Source organism: Nocardia sp. NPDC004123 (assembly GCF_053603795.1).
In genome coordinates this window covers 122520-140617 of the sequence record NZ_JBSGGG010000003.1, presented here as the reverse complement: position 1 = coordinate 140617, position 18098 = coordinate 122520, and the positions used below count along the sequence as shown (strand labels likewise).

Below are 18098 nucleotides of genomic sequence, written 5' to 3'. Positions count from 1 at the left end.
CCATCGGAGCATTGTGCACGACGGCCGGCAGCACCGACTAACAAAATGAGATGCCACCGTGGCCTGAGGCGGCGGTTTCCACCCACCAGGAGTTGACCTTGTCCAGATTCGCAGAAAAGACCGTCATCGTCACAAGAGCCGCTCAGGGGATCGGTGCGGCGTACGCCGAAGCGCTCGCCGCGCATGGCGCGCAAGTTGTTGTGGCAGACCGGAATATCGATCGAGGCAAAGCAGTCGCCGCGGCCATCGTCGCCAATGGAGGGGCTGCTGTCTTCGGCGAGGTCGACGTTGCCGATCCCGGATCTGCCGCGGCCCTGGCAGAATTCACCGTTCGGGAATTCGGCGGCATACACCATCTGGTGAACAACGCTGCCATCTACGGCGATATGAAGCTCAACCTGCTGCTGAGCATCGACTGGGACTACTACAAGAAATTCATGAGCGTCAACATGGACGGCGCCCTGAACATGACCCGCGCCGTGTGGCGACACATGGCGAAAGCAGGCGGTGGATCGATCGTCAACCAATCCTCCACTGCCGCATGGACATACTCCAGCTTCTACGGCTTGGCCAAGGTCGGCATCAACGGATTGACCCAGCAACTCGCTACTGAACTCGGCGGGTCGAACATCCGAATCAACGCGATCGCACCGGGCCCGATCGATACCGAGGCAACCAAGAACGTCACACCGACGGTCGTCGTCGACGACATGGTGAAACGACTTCCCCTCAAGCGGGTGGGTACTCCGCAGGATCTGGTTGGCGCCTGCTGCTACCTGCTGTCCGATGAAGCCAGCTGGGTCACCGGTCAGATCTTCAATGTCGATGGCGGACAGGTTTTCCGCTCATGAGGCCGGTTGAGCCGGCCCTGTCGGCGCCACACCCATTGGCGTCTGATCCATTCAGAGTTGGATTTATCGGCCTCGGCAATATCGGTGCGCCGATGGCGGAACGCCTACTCGATTGGTCCGGCGGTCTGACGGTTTGCGATATGCGCCCCGAAGCAATGCTGCCCTTCAGCGAACGTGGGGCAGCAACAGCCGGCTCCGGCGCTGATGTGGCGGCCACCTGTGCATTGATCAGCATTGCTGTGGTGAGTGACGAGCAGGTGCGGCAAGTGGTCGACGGGCCTGACGGCGTGCTGCGGACTGCCACGCCCGGCACGGTGATCGCCGTGCACTCCACCATCAGCGACCAACTTGCCGAAGAACTTGCGGCCGGCTGCAGCAAATACGGTGTCGACCTGATCGACGCACCCGTGAGCGGCGGCGCGCCGAGTGCGAAACGAGGACGGCTCGCCGTCATGGTCGGCGGCAATGAGCAAGCGGTTCAGCGTGTCCGGGGCCCGTTCAGCTGCTTCTCTGACCTGATTGCGCATGCAGGGCCGGTCGGCGCGGGTACTCGATTGAAGCTAGCGCGCAACCTCCTCCACTTCGTAGCCTTCGCCGCGGCAACCGAGGCGCAGCGCCTGGCCGAAACTGCGGGAGTCGATATCAATCTACTGGGCAAGGTCGTCAGGCATTCCGATGCCGCGACAGGGGGCCCCGGAGCCATAATGCTGCGCGATCGGACCGGCCCGATCGCGGAAGGAGATTTCTGGCTGCCGATCCTGCAGCGCGTACGAGACCTGGGCGAAAAGGACCTTTCACTAGCCCTCGAACTAGGCGCCCGCCTCGATACAGAGCTACCATTTGCCACCCTGGCTATGCAGCATTTGGGTGCGGGGCTTGGAGTCCCCCCGTTGCCTTCTTCGCGCGCGTGACACTGCCGACGGGCGGGCACCTCCACGAACCCTCGGCCGAAGATGCCTGATACAGCAGAATGCCGGGCCTTTCTAGAACTCCCGGTGTTGGGTGGTGCATGCCCCCGTTTGCTCGCTGACGCTGAAGCCCAGGCCAGGCCGGTTGGGCACGATCATCGGCCGTCGCGAACTTCGGGCCTTTCGTTGAACAGGGCCTCCAGAATCTCCCGAGTTTGGCCATAGCGAATATCGTGACGATCGCGCCGATCCACGGCAGCGAGGACAACAGACCAACGTCTGTTGCAGGCCCACCACCCAGGAAACCGCTAGCTTGGCCGTCACGAGCGAACCCAGCATGGTGCTCATCCTGCGCGAGCGCGGCCCGAGACCGGTCGGCGTGTCCGCTGAACTGGGTTCACGGCCGCTGCATTCGACCTCCGTCGGCCGCGCATATCTAGTGCTGCGTTCCTCAAAGGTGGTACACAAAGCGGCGGCGTAGGGTTCGGGGTTTCGGGGCTGGTCTGCCCCAGATCCATGGTCGTGCGCGGGCATTGAGGGCGGCCGTGGCTTGGTGGCTGGCTCGGTCGATCTCTGTGTGGTCGGCGAAGGTTTGTCCGGCGAGGGCTTCTCGCCGGAAGATCCGCCACCATGGTTCTTGCAGGTTGAGCCAGCACGCCCCGACCGGGATGAACGCGTGCTTGATCCTCGGATGGTCCTCGAGCCATTCGCGGGTGGATTTTCTGTTGTGACTGGACAGGTTGTCGGTGACGACGTAGATGTCACCGGTCGGATTGGCTTGTTCGATCAGTTCGAGGAAGCGCTGGTAGTTGACGCTGTTGCGGGAGGACGCGGTGAGCGTGACGGCGTGGCCGTCGCGGACGCGGATCGATCCGTAGACCCAGATCTTGTCCGGGCCGCGCGAGTATTCCAGTGTCGCTTGGATCCGGTGCCCATCGACCGACCACCCTGGCGCTGGTCCGAAAGTTCGGGGTGAGACCGGGCCCAGTTCGTCGGCGCAGACTACCGTGGCGCCTGCGGGTGGCTGCGTGTAGAGACCGCCGATGTGGGTCCTTTTGGGACGAAGTACGGGTCCTTGCTCGTCGTCCACGACCGCGGTCTACGCCATCGAACACCTTCTGCCGCAAGGATTCTGCGGACCTGACTACGGCCTACGACAATGCCTTCGGCGCGCAGGGCCGTGGTGAGCGAATCCAGGGTCCAGCTCGACGGCGCTGCGTCCTGCTCGGCCTCCAGAGCCCCGTCGGATCGCCGGGTCAAACGCCCCGGCGGGGTGGTGGCGACCAAGGCCACGATCCGGCTGCGCTCTGTTTCGGTCAGCCGCGGTTTACGCCCTGCCCCTCGCCGATCGCCCAGGCCATCCAAGCCGTGAGTATTGAACCTGTGCAACCGTTCTCGCACTGTCTGCCGATGACAGCCCAGCGCGCTCGCGATCTCCGCAGTGGACATACCGTCCCAACTCGCCGTGATCATCCGCGCACGCCGGATCCAATCCCCAGGTGCGTGCCGAGCCGCAGCCAGCTTACGAATCTTGCGCTCCTCCAACACATCCCGTGCTGCCCGCGCAACCAACACCTTCGGCAGAACCCACCTCGACCACAGCCGAACCACCAAGACCAGCAACAAGATACACGATCATTGAGGAACGCAGCACTAGGAGACTGCTGAAGGCTTGTTTCGGGTTCCGTCGCTGTGCGGCGGAATCTGATGGTGATCGCGGGTGTGGGTGGTGAGGGCGCGGCTGGATTCTTCACCGGGGTGGGTGATTTCGGCTGGGTGGGATTGTGGGTGCCAGCGGGGTGCTGGGGTGGGTCAGGCGAGGGCCCAGGTGGTGTCGTTGCGGGTGAGGCCGAGGTTGAGCAGGCGGCGCAGGTTCAGCGCGGCCATGCGCCGGTGCAGCCAGGCGTCGTTGGCGTTGACGCCGCGGTAGCGCAGTTTCCGGCAGCGGCCTTTTTCTCCGACGAGCCAGGAGATCGACCGCTCGACCATGGGTCGGTGTCGGCGGTAGGTGTCGCCCAGATCGTCGCGTTCGCGCCAATCCCGGCGGGCTTGACGCAGCAACGTGTGGTGTTCGTGCAGGTTGAGGGTGCGCCCGGACTTGCTGGTGGTGCACTGCGGCGGTAGTGGGCACTCGCGGCAGGCGATGCCGAACACGACCTTGTGTTTCGTGGTGATCGCTCGGGTGATGTTGTTCGGGCAGGTCACGGTCGCATCGTCGTGGAAGGTGAACTCGTCGAGGGTGAACCCGCCCTCGACAGCGGGGCGCAGCGGGGCCGGTTTGATGATCGCGGTGTGGCCACGCTCGGCCAGTTCGGCACGCATGTTACCGGCCCCATAGGCGTTGTCGCCCAATACTTCTCGTGGCCCGCCCTCGTCGGCGAGGAGTTCCAAGCCGACCACGGTCTCGTGGTTGTCGATGCCGGCGGCCTTGGTGAGCGCGCCATCGGTGAACAGGCCGGTGTCGGGTTCGACCGCGACGTGGGCCTTGTAGCCGTCCTGGCGTTTGCGCACGGTTTTGTGGACGTGGCGGGCCTCGGGGTCGACCACCGAGATCACCCGGTCCTCGGCGACCTTGCGGGCGATGCGCCAGCGCCCGTCGGTGCCGTCGGAGCCCTCGGCTGGCTCCACGTCCTGTCCGGCGATCAACGCCAGCAACGCCAGCGCCTGCGACGCCTTCTCTGCCGACTCCGCGTCGAATACGGTGTCCGCCAATGCATCTGTGATCCTGGTGGCGTCACAGACCAGCGCAGACACCAACGCTTCCCGGGCCGCGGTGTCGTCCCACGCGATCGCCGGCTTGCCCGGATCGTCGTAGTCGTGGGCGTGGCACTGCGCGGCGATGACCGCTGCCGCGCCGGGCACTTCGCGTCTCACCCGGCGGATCGCGGCGATCAGCTGGGTCACGCTGTCCTGGGTGGCGACCGCATCGTCGAGCACCACCGTATCCAATGCTCGTCGTGTCTTTCCTTGCAGCACACCGGTTTCGGCGGTCACGGCGCGGACCGCGTCGAAGATCCGGTTCGGGCTCTGCGATTTCGCCAGCCGTCGACGCCAATACGTCAGCGTCGACGCATCGAACCCCGCATCGTCGAGCGCCAGCCCGCAGGCCACCTTCCACCTCAGATCACACCGCAGGGCCTGCTCGGTTTCCCGGTCCGACAGGTCGTGCAGCGCCTGCAACACCAGCACCGTCGCCGCGACATCGCAGGCCAGACTCGGCCGTCCGGTCCTGCTGGGAAACAGATCCTCGAACATCGCCGCCGGGAACACTTCCCGGCGATGGGCGGCCAGAAACGCGAACACGCTCCCCACCGGAACCAGATGCCCGACCAACGCCGCCGCGTCCATCAACTCCGGGTTCGACCCACCCACACCCTGCACCCCACGAGTTTCCCTGGCCGGCCTGCGGCCGGCCAGGGAAACTCAAAACTTATTCAGCAGTCTCCTAGCCGCCCTGCCTGCTGACCAATGGAGGATGTCCCGGCCGAACTGGTTCGATCGGAGCCAGTCCCCCGTGAACAAAGACACGGTGAGCGATCTGCGGGCCGAGATCGAACATGCGCGCCAGCGCAGGTCAGAGGATCGCCACAAGTTCGATGCATCCAGTTGCTGTTGCGAAGCAGCAATTTTCGACCACATCGGCACACCGATCGCCACAATCAGCGTTGCCGACGTCGCCGAAAGAATGGAAGGCCCGCTCAACGAGATCGGCGCCTGGTCCGAAAGACGGCCACCGAAATCTCCAACTCTCTCGGTTACATCGCCCCGGCGCGCGTAGCCGAATCCGCGTTCGGGAGCGACGCCCAAGCTCGACGCCGCCGCAACCTACTGTGCGGGCGGCGATCAGATCGTGAGTATCGGCCCGGCTTCCGCATGTGACTTCACTTGAGCGATAATGGCGGGCCCCAACCAGCGGCGCAGATACCGTCGAAGCTCATCATCGCTCCGGGGGCGGCTCCCAGGAGAGATGTAAAGCGAATGTACGGTGCGCAGGACGAATTCGACAAGTTCGCACAGAGATTCATCGTCGTAACCGAAGTGCTCCCAGTCGACGTCGAAACGTTTGATCATAGTCATTCCGTAGGTTCTCACTTCCCGAAGGCTGAGGAACTCGGCGCGGACGCTCGACCATGGAGTCGAGAGCAGAATGCCCAGCTGAGGCGTTCGGAGTGCCTCGGCCAGCGCGTAAACCACAGCCTCTATCATCGCGTCGACAGGATCTGCAATCCCCTTTGCCTGTTGGGCGAGTCGATCGAGAAACACATCGATCAGAGCAACCGCCGCAGCTTGCCTCAGCGCGTCAGCACTGGGGAAGTATCGGTACACCGTCTGGCGGATGATGCCCAGTGAGTCCGCCACATCCGCGACGCTGACGTCCAAGCCGGTGCGTCCGATCAAATCAATTGCGGCAGCGACGATTCGACGAGATGCCTCCGTATCATCGTTCGGCGGACTGCCACCCCATCCGCGCCTCCGGACCACTTTCCCGCTCCTCGGCTCGAGCCCTTGTCGATCGCGCGCGAACCCCTGAGAAGGAGTGCAAGATCTTGCATCAATGTGCACTATTGCACATGTCTGCATCGCAGGGCTAGGGTTTGGACACCTATCCGACCAGTCTCGGATACTCGTCGGCCGCTGAAGTCTGGGAGCGCAATATGTTCGAACGCGATCTGCTGTTTATCGATGGCGACTGGGTCGCACCGGCAGGCAGTGGAACCATCGAGGTCATCTCGCCCCATACCGAGCAGGTGATCGGCCGAGCGCCCGATGGCACGCCTGCCGACATGGACCGTGCAGTCACAGCGGCACGAGCGGCTTTCGATTACGGGCCATGGGCACGGATGGATCCGGCAGACCGCGCGGCTGTGTTGGATAGATTCGTTCAACTGTATGGAGAACGAATGGGAGAGCTTTCCGAACTGATCACCGCCGAGGTAGGTACGCCGATCTCCTTCTCGAACGTCGGGCAGACCGGGCAAGCGCACGCCGTATGGAGTTATTACGCCAGCCTGGGTAGAAGTTTCGCCTGGGAGGAGGAGCGGCCCGGCATGATGGGGCCGGTCACTGTGCGTCGCGAGCCCCTCGGGGTGGTTGCGGCGATCGTGCCGTGGAACATGCCGCACTACATCGTTGCCCTCAAGCTGGCGCCCGCGCTGATCGCAGGCTGCTCAGTCGTGCTGAAGCCGGCACCAGAGACCGCGCTGGATCCGTATCCCCTGGCCGAGATGTTCGAAGAGGCGGGCCTACCCAAGGGCGTGATCAACATAGTGACCGCGGGCCGCGAGGTCGGCGAGTATCTGGTCCGCCACCCGGGCGTCGACAAAGTCGCCTTTACCGGGTCAACCGCTGCCGGCAGGAACATCGGCGCGATATGTGGTGAGCAGCTCAAGCGGTGCACGCTCGAGCTCGGCGGCAAGTCCGCCGCGATCATCCTCGATGACGCCGACCTCGGACCGACGATGCAGTGGCTCAAGCTCACCGGACTAATGAACAACGGCGAGGCTTGTGTGGCACAGACCCGAATCTTGGCGTCCCGCAAGCGCTACGACGAAGTTGTGACAGCACTGGCGGAAACTGTCGGCGGCATGAAGGTCGGCGACCCGATGGACCCCACCACTGAGATCGGCCCGTTGGTATCGCGGCGACAGCGGGAGCGCGTCGAAAGCTATATCGAGCTCGGGCTGGCGGAGGGTGCCCGGATCGTAGTCGGCGGACCGGAGCGCCCGTTCGAGCAAGGCTGGTACGTCACACCGACCGTCTTCGCCGATGTCACCAACGACATGCGGGTTGCCAGGGAAGAGATCTTCGGTCCGGTCCTGACGGTGATCGCCTACGACGACGAGCAAGACGCCATACGAATCGCCAACGACAGCGACTACGGTCTCGCCGGCTCGGTGTGGACCGCTGACGCCGAACACGGCAGGGACGTCGCTCGCCAGGTTCGCGCCGGCACCTACGGAGTCAACATGTTCATGCTTGAGCCGGGCGCGCCGTTCGGCGGATACAAGAACAGCGGCATCGGACGTGAACTCGGCCCCGAAGGATTGTCGGCATACCTCGAGTACAAGTCCATCGCCCGCATGGGCTGACCGACTTCAATCATCCACCCTGAGCGCTGCGTTCGGGCAATCGACACCCTTACCACCGCGGCGCGGCCAGCACTTCGAACCTTGAGTCCGTCCGCGCCGCACAGTCCGAAGGCGATGCCCTCCGGACATTCAATATTCGCCAATCGAGTCGAGGAGTTGCCTCCGCACGAGGCTTATTTTTTGCCGACGTCCAAACACGACGAGAGCGCGGTAATCAACGCAAAGCAATAGCGTTCCTCGAATGATCGGTTCAACCGATGAATAATCCAGATTCAATAATTCCGAGACTGAGAGAAAAGCTGTTGCAGCGCCCCAGCTCGGCGATCTCTTCCGGTGTCGCCGGAACTGAACCCGGCGATTACGCAGTTCCCGACTGCGGCAAGTGCCACTTGAGCCTCCTCGTCTTCACCATCCGTGCACGAGTGATGGCGAAGACGGTAGAACTTTGGAAAACCTGAATGAGATTCAATCGGCCGAATGATCTCACTGTCGACCGAAACCCGCTGACCTGCAGACTATCCCGCCCCGGCGACCTCGGGAAACTCCAGGATTGTTTCTTATCATCGACCCGGTGACCCATCAACGCATCGACGTGCTCCCAGATCGCAAGTCCGATTCGTTACACGCCTGGACGTAAGGCATCCGGGTGGTCGAGAAGACTGTCGGTACGCCGCCGCGGCGGCGCGGGGGTCATCTGAGCAGTCGGCGAAACATCGGCTCCGATCATCGTGTCCCGCGATGCGCGAGATCGGCAGAACGGACGGTGTTCGCTCTGCCCATCATTCAGCGCGATCCGTCGTCAGTCTCGGTTCTGTCGGCCAGCAGTATTCAGTTCGGTCGCGGCGGCGGAATCCCATTCCTGGCGGACAGGACGGACGCCGCCGACAGGAAGCGTGGCCGCTTCGGGCGGAATACGGAAGCGCTTGATGGCCGTTCGCACCGTTTGGGGGCTAGGCTCGGCGGCCTCGTCGGGCCAGAGGGAACGGCGATCAACCTGCAGGCGCAACACCTCCGGTCGCGCGTAATGGCCCTTGGCGTCCACCCATGCCTTCACTACACCGAAATCCGACAGATCAACGGTCGCGGTGACCAGTTTTTCCTCGGCGCCGGTTTGCGGGCCGCCGAGGAAAGAATTGAACGGGTGGATAACCGCCGACCATCCGCCGCCCTCGGTGACGAACGACTGTGGTCCCAGATTCGCATCCATCCAGTCCAAGCAGACGCGGTCGACATAATTCGAGGCGCAAACGACAAACACCTGCGCAGTCAGTGCATGAGTCTTCATCATCGCCTCGATCTGAGCATCGGCGACGGCCTCGAAGCCGGCCATCGTGGACAGCGCCGGCCACGCGGCGGCGTGGATCTGCTCATCCTGCTCGATCAGCGCCTGCCGAGCCAGGTTCATCGTGTGCTCCCAGCACGCCAGTCCGCCGACACGCCCAGAGGTCGAATCCACCACCGACAGCGTCGCCCCGCCCCCTTGCGCCCAGACGATACGTTCGACATAGGTCGGCTGAAGTTTGCGATGCACTCCCAGCAGCGTCCCGTCAGCATCCACGAAGACCTGCGAATTAAAGCACGTCCCAGTACCCGCGAGGCGCTCGCTGATGCCGAGCACGATTTCGACTCCGGCTCGCGCGCAAGCGGACTGGATACGACTGATCTCCGGTCCGGGCACCTCGATCGAAGCGTGTGTGTACTCGGCGTTCGCTGCCACCTGCTGCAGTGGCGGATAACACTCGATCCAGTACGGGTACCCGGGTACGAACGTCTCCGGAAACACCAGCAGATCGATGCCGTCTCGACCGGCCTGTTCGATGAATCCGATTACCTGGTCCACAGTGGCGTCGGTGTCCATGAACACCGGCGCGGCATGGACGGCGGCGACCACGCGGGTCGTTCCATTGGTGGCCATGATGATCTTCACTTCCTGCTCATTCCCGTGACCGGGACTCCTCTATTAATCCGAACACGGACGAATCGATCACGCAAGAGGAAATCCGAAATCGAGTAGTGAAAATCTAGATCAGCAACCAACCGATCGGCCCCCTTAACAGCATCTTCATATGACAGAAACAATCCCTGGCTGTGGTTCGCCAAGCCCGTCCGAAGATCCACCAGGATCTTCAACCGACCAGATCAACAAGCCTCTACGCCGGTCAAATCATCTGCACTCGGACTATAAGTTCCTGAACGCAGACCTCATCACAAATGACTACGAGCTTGCGCTGTACGTTCGACGTCGGTCGTCAACACCTGCCGCACGACGGCCAGGGCGGCGGTCAGATTGTCCCAGCACACCATGTGGCCGGCCTTTGGGACAGTCCTGAAATCAGCCGCAGGATTGCTGTCCTGCGCCTCGGCGAAGCCTTCAGCGGTCACGACCGAACCGTCGCCGCCCCGTATGAGCGCACCAGGAGTTCTGATCCGCAGTCAGAAGTCGTCGAGCTGGAACCCATAATGGGATTCGACGACCGCGCTCGTCACAGCTGGACAGCAACAGAGCAGGCAAGTGCAGGCCATCGTGGCCAAGTCTTGGCGATCGCCTCGGTCGTGGTTCCGACGTTCGCTTCGGAGAGTTGGAAGACCGGTAGCGGCGTGGGGTATGGCCCACCCCGTGGCCCACTCATACTCACGCAAACTCGATATCGGCCGAGCCGACGCGATCATATTGTCCGCGTGTGTGCAGATGCCTTCTTTGCGATCCGTCGACCCGGTCGAAAGAATCCACGGGGGGTTGCCAGTGCTGTCGGCGACGACCACCACCGCCTACAAGATACTGTCGGCATTGAATCTCGACCCTGCGGTACCCGGTGCAGGGCATCGACTTAGCGGCAACATTACGGCCAACCACCGGACCTCCGTCGATTATTGACCAGTCGGGGCGTTTGGCGGTGCTTGCGGATGCGCATGGGACCTATCGATGAGCCGAATCGCTTCTCTGGCCGATGTTCGGTCTTCCCGACACCGTCATGGATACGAACGCCCCGACGGCGGTCCGGGCCGAAGGCGCTTGGTCTGTTGGCCCACCGACGCACCGCTCATCACCCAGCGATGGGCGCGCTGCCGATAGGCGGACACCGTCAGATTTTCAGCCGCCAGCACGACATCTCCAACTCGAACGGCCTGTGCTTAGCTGAGAGGCGTGGTGAAACATCTGTCCAGCGCGAGCCGCAACAATACCCGGAGCACGCTGGCGGCACCGGTCTCACCCCCAGAATTGCTGGCAGCGCCGGGCTTCCTTGCCCGCCGCCTCTACCAGGCCTATCTGGCGGCATGGGCGCGCAATGTCGATCCGGTGCTCACCGGCCCGCAGTTCGCGGTACTGACAGCAGTAGCCCGATATTCAGGGGTCGACCAAGGCTCGCTGGCGGCAACAGTCGCACTCGATCGTTCGACCATGGCCGACGTGGTGCGACGACTGGAGAAGCGTGGCCTGGTCTGGCGCGAAACCGATACCACGGACGGCAGACGAAAACTGTTGCATCTGACCGAGGAAGGCGCCGACGTTTACGCCGAAGCCAATCGCAAAACCCGTGAGCTGGACGAATTACTGTTCGGCGGCCGGACTGCGGCCGAACGACAAGCCCTGATGGCGATGTTGACCGCACTGGCCGACCAGTGGGAAACCATCGCCCCGCCGTCGTAATTCCATGTGTAGGCAAACGAAGACACACCGGACGGACGGAGGAAGTGCTCGGCGCTGGCAGGAGTGTTGTGGCCTACGCTTCGCGCCCTGACCGGCTCGCGATATACAACCCGCCTCCTTCCTCATCCACGAAAACAACCGCTGATGCCGACTTCAGGGCCCGAATCTGACGAGTCGAGGCTCGTTGTATCCGAAAAAGATTCTTACGCTGCGGAATGTTCCCCACGGGAAGAGGACGCCGCCGTACACACATCCCCGATTCACTCAGGAGATGAGCACACGTGCGGCGGCCTCCATGTGCGCGGTGATCGTCTTGGCAGCCTTGGCCGCACCACCGGTTTCGATCGCATCGACAATGTCGTTATGGCGGGTGGCATCCATGTTCTTGATGGCGCGTTCTAAGCCGGCATACATGATCGACATCCTGATGCTGCCTTCCAACGACGACCAGGAGTGCAGCAGTGTCTCGTTGCCGGAGAGGCGGCACATCGTCCGATGGAAGTTCAGATCGGCTTCGATTCGGTTCTCGAGGTCGTCGCCCGCGCGTGATTCCATCTCCCGCACCGCCGCCCGCAGACTCTCGACGATGCCTGTGCGGTCCGACTGCGCGCAAAGTTCGCGCACCGCAAGACTTTCGAGCGCAGCACGGACAGCGAAGATGTCGCGGATTTCCTTGGCGTCCAGATGCCGCACCGACAGTCGCCCTCGGGGACCCGCCGAAATCAGGCCTTCTTGTTGCAATTGCCGCATGGCTTCGCGAAGAGTGCCGCGGCTGATCTGCAGCCGTTCGGAGATCTCGGTTTCGACCAGGTGGGTGCCGGGCGGGATCTGCCCGGTGCTGATCGCCTTACGCAACACCGACAGAGCTTGTTGACGCAGGCTTGTTTTTTCCAGGCCTAGCAGGGCAATCGGTTCTACGGACATCGGTGCGGGCCTCACTGTGTGTCAAGTATCGACTGTCAACAGTTGTTCTGTCGACAGTCGATACTACTGAACCGTTCGCGCTCACCGCACGGTCAGCCGAGCTCCTTCAGAACTCGCGCGATGATCCGGCCCGTTGACAGTCCGTAACGGTCATGGAGAGTGGGCAGCGCGCCCGCCTCGAGGAACCGGTCGGGCAACCCGATCGGCACGACCCGTTTTCCCAGCCCGACCCGTGTGGCGGCGGCGGCAACAGTTTCGAACAGGCCACCGACCACGGTGTGGTTCTCGAGGGTGACCGCCAGCCTGCCGCTGTCGATTTCGGCGAGAACCGTTGCGGCGTCGAAAGGTTTGATCGTCGGAGTGTGGACCACGGCGACATCGACGTTATGTGCAGCGAGCTCATTTGCTGCTTGCAGAGCGCGCATCGTCATCAGACCGCTCGAAACGAACACGACGTCGGCGCCGCCGCGCAACACCTTCGCTTTGCCAAGTTCGAACGTGTAGTCGTATTCATCGAGCACCGTAGGCACCTTGCCGCGCAGCAGCCGCAGATAAGTCGGGCCGTCACTGGCAGCAAGCTGTGGTACCGCCTGTTCGATGTCCACCGAATCGCAGGGATCGACGATGGTCAGATTCGGCATGCCACGGAAGATCGCGATGTCCTCGGTGGCCTGGTGTGAAGGCCCGTACCCCGTGGTCAGGCCGGGCAGCCCACCGACGATGTTGACGTTGAGGTTCGGCTCGGCGATATCGAGGCACAAGAAGTCATAGGCGCGCCGCGCGGCAAAGACCGCGTAGGTGGACGCGAAAGGCACCAACCCGGTCTGCGCCATGCCTGCCGCCGCGCCGAGCAGTAGTTGCTCGGCCATCCCCATTTGGAAAAAGCGTTCCGGAAACGCCTCGGCGAAGATATGCATATCGGTGTACTTGCCCAGGTCGGCGGTGAGGCCGACGATGCGTGTGTCGTCCTGCGCCGCGGCAACCAACGCATGCCCGAATGGCGCTGACGTTGTCTTCTGGCCAGGATCGGCGAAGGAGGCGATCATCGCCGAAGTGCGCGGCCGGGGCTTCGTGGTCGTCATGCGGTGGTGCCTCCTTGGTAACCGGCGGTCAACTGTTCCCGGCAGATCTGCCATTCGTTTTCTTCGATGCGCAGGAAGTGTGCCTTTTCACGCTGTTCCAACAGCGGTACTCCGTTGCCGATTCTGGTGTCGCACAAGATGATCGACGGTCGGCCGTGCATCGTGGACTGCTCGGCCGCCTGATCGAACGCTTCCAGCAAGGCGGGGATGTCGTTGCCGTTGACGCGCTGCACGAACCAGCCAAAGGCAGCCCACTTGTCTGCCACAGGTTCAGTGCGCAGCACGGTGTCGGTTGGGCCGTCGGCCTGTAGCGCGTTGATGTCGACAATCGCGGTCAGGTTGCCCAGACGATGATGGGATGCGCCGATGGCTGCTTCCCACGTGGAGCCTTCATCGAGCTCACCGTCGGACAAGAAGTTGAACACCCGGGTATTCGCTCCCTGATGACGTAAGCCGAGCGCAGTACCGACCGCGATTGTCAATCCGTGCCCCAGCGATCCACCTGAAATCTCCATGCCGGGGGTGTAGGTCGACATTCCCGACATCGGAAGGCGGGAATCGTCGGACCCGTAGGTCTCGAGTTCCTCGATCGGGACGATCCCGGCTTCGGCGAGAGCAGCATAGAACCCGATCGCGTAGTGACCGGTGGACAGCAAAAACCGATCTCGGGCCTCCCAGTTCGGATCATCTGCTCGATATCGGAGCTGATCGGCGTAGACAACGGCGAAGATGTCGGCTGCACCGAGAGCCTGGCCGACATATCCCTGTCCCTGCGCCTCACCCATAGCGAGCGCGTGGTGGCGCATCCGGTAGGCCGCATCCCGAACTCGGTCCAGTCGGTCCCGCGGGGTCGCTGGTATCGGTCCGGTCCGCACAGTGATGGTCACAAAATTCCTTTCGATTAATCAAGTCGACGACTACGAACTCAGCGGTGGAGTTCGGCTGCGGAAACCACGGCAGGCGAATCGGCCGCGAGATCGGCCAGCCGACGTTCCCGAGGTCCCCAGGTCTCGCGGGTCAGCGCCGCGGCACACAACCCGATCGCGGCATAGGTACTGAACAGCAGGGCAGGGCCCAGCCAACCCCAAGCGACATAGAGAAGCGTGGTGATGAACGGGGTAAAGCCTGACACCATTGCCGACACCTGGTACGCCAACGACGCCCCCGACGCCCGGGTCTCGGCCTGGAACAACTCGGGGAACCAGGCGCCCTGCGCACCGGCCAGCGAATTCTGGCAGATCGCATACGCGATCACGATCGTGGCGATGACCAGTACGAACAGTCCGGTATTCACCAGCACGAACATCGCAAAACCGAACACAACCGCGAAGGCGCACGACCACCGGTAGACGGTACGGCGACCCACCCGGTCGGTCAGTCGCGCCCACCCCAATGTCGCGACGATTCCGATGCCGGCCGCGACGCACAGTGAGATCAGCGTCTGGGTTTTCGTTGCGAGCCCATTGCTGTGCAAGTACGAGATCATGTACGTGATCGACACTGCATAGCCGGCTGTCTCCGCGACTCGCAGTCCGATGCCGCGCAGAATATTGCGCCAATCGGTCCGAAGCACTCGCACGATCGGCGCCTTGACTACGTCGCCACGATCTTTGACATCCTCGAACACCGGGGACTCGGGCACCCTGGACCGGATGATCAGGCCGACAACGACCAGCACAATACTGGCGAGGAACGGTACCCGCCATGCCCAATCACCGCCGAGATGGACGCTGCCCAAGAATACGAGATTGGCCAGCAAGAGCCCGACCGGAAAACCCGCCTGCACGATCCCGGTGTACTTACCCTTCTCCTTCCAGGGGGCGTGTTCGTAGCTCATGAGGATCGCGCCACCCCACTCCGCGCCGAATGCCAACCCCTGAATTATCCGAACGGTAACCAGCAGCGCCGGCGCGGCAATGCCAGCTTGCGCATAGGTGGGCAATAGCCCGATGGCGAAGGTGGCCAAGCCCATGACAATCAAAGAGGCAACCAGCACCGGCTTCCGCCCGATCCGGTCACCGAGGTGCCCGCCGAGAATCCCGCCCAACGGGCGAGCTGCAAAGCCGACACCCAGCGTCGCGAAGGAAGCCAGTGTGCCGGTCAAGGGATCCGTACCTGGGAAGAATGCATTACCGAAGTAGAGTGCGGCCGCGGTACCGAACCCAATGAAGTCATAGGTCTCGATAACCGCGCCCACGCCGGAACCCACAGCGACACGTCGTGCCTGGGCTGTGCCATGCATGGGTCCTCGCATGGCCAGAGCCTCATCGCTCATAACTGGATCCTTTTCGCCGCATCAAGCAAGTTCACATCTGTTGACTGTCAACAGTGCAAGCCCAGTGTGATACAAGGCACAACTCTCTGTCAACAGTCAACATGGATAGTGTTCGACAGTTGACTGTTAACAGTAGAGTTCTATAGCGTGGCAACGGTCACCACTCGAACCATGTCACCGAGGACAACGATGATGCCCCACCCCCGGCTGGGCTGCTCTACTATCAGCTTTCGCCACCAAGACCTACCGACCGCTCTGCAGACGATCGCCGAGCAGGGCTTCATCGAGATCGACCTCGGAGCGCTGCCGGGAGTTTGCGATCACGTGCCTCTCGTTCTCGACGACCGCGCGGTGTCCGAGGTCGCAAAAACAGTCGCTGAGTCAGGTCTGCGTGTTCGTTCCATCAATGCGGACATCGGCGATCTCAATCGCGCTACCGACACGGCTGCCCGCGCCAAACATCTCGACCAGTTACTCACGCTCGCCGCGATGACCGCCGCGCGAGCGCTGGTACTTCCTTGCGGCGCGCTCGATCGGACACCGCTGGCAACACTGGACGATGACTTGGACACCGTCGCAGCGAAACTGATAGCGGCCCACGACACAGCCCAACGCTTCGGGATCGAATTATGGACCGAGTCCCTGCACTATTTCCGACTCTGTTGCGATATCGACCGTGCCCAGGCTCTGACAGATCGACTTGACGGCTCCGGTGTCGGCATCGTGATGGACTTCAGCCACATCGTTGCCTCAGGCGCCGACCCCGAGGATTTCGTGAATCGGTTCCGTCGGTCGATCACCCACGTGCATTTGCGCGACGCAGCACCAGGGAACATCCACCTCAGCATCGGGAACGGTGATGTGAACTTCGCCACCGGACTGAAATCCCTTGCCGCACAGGGGTATACCGGACAATTTTCGCTAGAGCTGGAAACTCGCGATATCACCGATATCCAACGCCCGGCAGCAACTCGCGCGGCTGCCAACTACATCAGCGAACTCATCTGACCCGACATCGAGGAGAAGCATGTCCACCATCCAACGCGCAGCCATCGTCACCGGCGCCACCTCCGACCGCGGCATCGGCATCGCCGTCGCCCGTCGCTACGCCCGCGAAGGTTGGGCCGTTGTCGTACTCGATCTGGATGGCGAGAAGTCGGCCAAGGTCGCCACAGATATCGCCAACACGTACTCAGTCCCGGCGTTCGGCCACGAAATCGACGTTGCCGATGCCGGTTCCGTTGACGCCGCCCGTGCCGCAGTCGAGGCCCAGATCCATGCTGGAGCGCTCCCGCCGATCGGCGCGCTGGCCAACATCGCGGGAATCACCTCTCCGGTCCCATTTCTGGACACCACCCTCGACCAGTGGAACCAGGTGATGGCAGTCAACGCCACCGGCACCTATCTCGTCACCAAGGCTTTCCTGCCGGCCATGCTCGCCAATGGCTTCGGCCGCATAGTCAACATGTCCTCGGTTTCAGCGCAACGCGGTGGAGGCGTGTTCGGCAAGGTGCCGTACTCGGCATCCAAGGCCGCCGTCCTCGGCTTCACCAAAGCCCTCGCCCGTGAACTCGGCGACAGCGGCGTTACCGTCAACGCCGTGACTCCTGGCGCCGTCGACACCGATATCCGTGTCGGCACCACTCCCGAGCGCGAAGCCGCCCTCGCTCGTGATATCCCCTTGGGCCGCACCGCCACCACCGACGAAGTAGCCGCCGCAATCACCTTCCTCTCCAGCACAGACGCCGCATACCTCACCGGAACCACCCTCGACATCAACGGGGGAAGCCATATGCACTGAACCAGTGACCCCTGGTAGCCCATCGCCGCGGCGCCGACCGCAGTATCCGTGGTCGGTGCCCTGCATCAAGTTCGGCCGGACAGACGCAACCAAGGTCCGTTCCGAGGGGCGATGACCCCCAACTACAGATATGCCTTGTAGACTGATTTTCGGCAAACACCACGCCAGGTGTAGGTCGTCAGTAATACCGCAAGAATGACCCGGCTCCAAGTTAGTCCTCGCACGAGATTAACAAAGAGTCGGGGATTTCTGCCCGATCTGATCGGCGATGTTCTCGATCATCCAGCATTCGGGGAGACCGCGGTGCCACGGATCAAGTTCCGGGATGTGATACAACCTCGGGCGGCTAGCCCATTATCCGAAACCCAGTTTCTGAATGTCGGATGTCCGCGACACACCCTCCACCACCCATCGGACCCTTGGGATTCGACGGACGCCGTGCCCGCTTCACCCGTGCGGACCGACGGACGGCGCGAGCGGCGTGGTCGGAGGCAATCGGCGGGGATATTCTGACTGATG

The 18098-nt window shown here is 62.5% G+C and carries 17 protein-coding genes; 7 read left to right on the top strand and 10 right to left on the bottom strand.

Annotation, left to right across the window (positions count from 1 at the left end):
- Positions 1-98: 98 nt before the first annotated feature.
- Positions 99-851, top strand: a complete 753-nt coding sequence (locus tag ACWEQQ_RS05080; protein ID WP_452347211.1) for an SDR family oxidoreductase — start codon at positions 99-101, stop codon at positions 849-851.
- The gene (locus ACWEQQ_RS05075) at positions 848-1762 is read left to right on the top strand and encodes an NAD(P)-dependent oxidoreductase (RefSeq protein WP_452347210.1); all 915 of its coding nucleotides are present in this window, start codon (positions 848-850) and stop codon (positions 1760-1762) included. Before ACWEQQ_RS05080 ends, ACWEQQ_RS05075 begins: the two co-directional genes overlap by 4 nt.
- Positions 1763-2210: 448 nt before the next feature.
- Here the strand turns inward: ACWEQQ_RS05075 and ACWEQQ_RS05070 are convergent, their stop codons facing one another.
- The 3 genes from ACWEQQ_RS05070 to ACWEQQ_RS05060 form a co-directional block, all read right to left on the bottom strand.
- Complete coding sequence (locus tag ACWEQQ_RS05070; RefSeq protein WP_452347209.1) at positions 2211-2849, bottom strand: IS630 family transposase; 639 nt, start codon at positions 2847-2849, stop codon at positions 2211-2213.
- On the bottom strand, positions 2762-3307 hold the full coding sequence (locus ACWEQQ_RS05065) for a helix-turn-helix domain-containing protein (RefSeq protein WP_452347428.1): 546 nt from the start codon (positions 3305-3307) through the stop codon (positions 2762-2764). The genes ACWEQQ_RS05070 and ACWEQQ_RS05065 overlap by 88 nt, the downstream gene beginning before the upstream one ends.
- A 264-nt stretch (positions 3308-3571) precedes the next feature.
- Positions 3572-5140, bottom strand: coding sequence for an IS1182 family transposase (locus tag ACWEQQ_RS05060; protein ID WP_452347208.1), 1569 nt, complete (start codon positions 5138-5140; stop codon positions 3572-3574).
- A gap of 133 nt (positions 5141-5273) precedes the next feature.
- Between ACWEQQ_RS05060 and ACWEQQ_RS05055 the strand changes: the two genes are divergently transcribed.
- On the top strand, positions 5274-5537 hold the full coding sequence (locus ACWEQQ_RS05055; RefSeq protein WP_452347207.1) for a hypothetical protein: 264 nt from the start codon (positions 5274-5276) through the stop codon (positions 5535-5537).
- 65 nt (positions 5538-5602) lie between these two features.
- On the opposite strand, the gene ACWEQQ_RS05050 is transcribed toward ACWEQQ_RS05055, so the two are convergent.
- A complete protein-coding gene (locus ACWEQQ_RS05050) occupies positions 5603-6241 on the bottom strand; it encodes a TetR/AcrR family transcriptional regulator (RefSeq protein WP_452347206.1) in 639 nt (212 codons plus the stop codon).
- A gap of 173 nt (positions 6242-6414) precedes the next feature.
- Between ACWEQQ_RS05050 and ACWEQQ_RS05045 the strand changes: the two genes are divergently transcribed.
- Positions 6415-7848 carry an aldehyde dehydrogenase gene (locus ACWEQQ_RS05045; protein ID WP_452347205.1) on the top strand — a complete coding sequence of 478 codons (1434 nt, stop codon included), beginning with the start codon at positions 6415-6417 and terminating at the stop codon, positions 7846-7848.
- A gap of 799 nt (positions 7849-8647) precedes the next feature.
- Here the strand turns inward: ACWEQQ_RS05045 and ACWEQQ_RS05040 are convergent.
- Together ACWEQQ_RS05040 and ACWEQQ_RS05035 are read right to left on the bottom strand one after the other, a co-directional pair.
- On the bottom strand, positions 8648-9775 hold the full coding sequence (locus ACWEQQ_RS05040) for a carbon-nitrogen hydrolase family protein (protein WP_452347204.1): 1128 nt from the start codon (positions 9773-9775) through the stop codon (positions 8648-8650).
- 278 nt (positions 9776-10053) lie between these two features.
- Entirely contained in the window at positions 10054-10230 is a 177-nt protein-coding gene (locus tag ACWEQQ_RS05035) for a hypothetical protein (RefSeq protein ID WP_452347203.1), read from the bottom strand.
- A 763-nt stretch (positions 10231-10993) separates the two neighbouring features.
- Here ACWEQQ_RS05035 and ACWEQQ_RS05030 point away from each other — a divergent pair.
- Entirely contained in the window at positions 10994-11497 is a 504-nt protein-coding gene (locus tag ACWEQQ_RS05030) for a MarR family winged helix-turn-helix transcriptional regulator (RefSeq protein WP_452347202.1), read from the top strand.
- A gap of 264 nt (positions 11498-11761) precedes the next feature.
- Here ACWEQQ_RS05030 and ACWEQQ_RS05025 read toward each other — a convergent pair whose 3' ends face one another.
- From ACWEQQ_RS05025 to ACWEQQ_RS05010, 4 genes are all read right to left on the bottom strand, one after another.
- The gene (locus ACWEQQ_RS05025) at positions 11762-12421 is read right to left on the bottom strand and encodes a GntR family transcriptional regulator (protein ID WP_452347201.1); all 660 of its coding nucleotides are present in this window, start codon (positions 12419-12421) and stop codon (positions 11762-11764) included.
- Positions 12422-12513: 92 nt separating this feature from the next.
- Complete coding sequence (locus ACWEQQ_RS05020; RefSeq protein ID WP_452347200.1) at positions 12514-13503, bottom strand: transketolase family protein; 990 nt, start codon at positions 13501-13503, stop codon at positions 12514-12516.
- Positions 13500-14390, bottom strand: coding sequence for a transketolase (locus ACWEQQ_RS05015; protein ID WP_452347199.1), 891 nt, complete (start codon positions 14388-14390; stop codon positions 13500-13502). The genes ACWEQQ_RS05020 and ACWEQQ_RS05015 overlap by 4 nt, the downstream gene beginning before the upstream one ends.
- A gap of 38 nt (positions 14391-14428) precedes the next feature.
- Positions 14429-15778 (bottom strand): MFS transporter, encoded by a 1350-nt coding sequence (locus ACWEQQ_RS05010; protein WP_452347198.1) that lies wholly within the window; start codon positions 15776-15778, stop codon positions 14429-14431.
- Between the two features lie 192 nt (positions 15779-15970).
- On the opposite strand from ACWEQQ_RS05010, the gene ACWEQQ_RS05005 reads away from it, so the two are divergent.
- Entirely contained in the window at positions 15971-16786 is an 816-nt protein-coding gene (locus tag ACWEQQ_RS05005) for a sugar phosphate isomerase/epimerase family protein (protein ID WP_452347427.1), read from the top strand.
- A gap of 19 nt (positions 16787-16805) precedes the next feature.
- Positions 16806-17579 carry an SDR family NAD(P)-dependent oxidoreductase gene (locus ACWEQQ_RS05000; RefSeq protein WP_452347197.1) on the top strand — a complete coding sequence of 258 codons (774 nt, stop codon included), beginning with the start codon at positions 16806-16808 and terminating at the stop codon, positions 17577-17579.
- Positions 17580-18098: the final 519 nt, after the last annotated feature.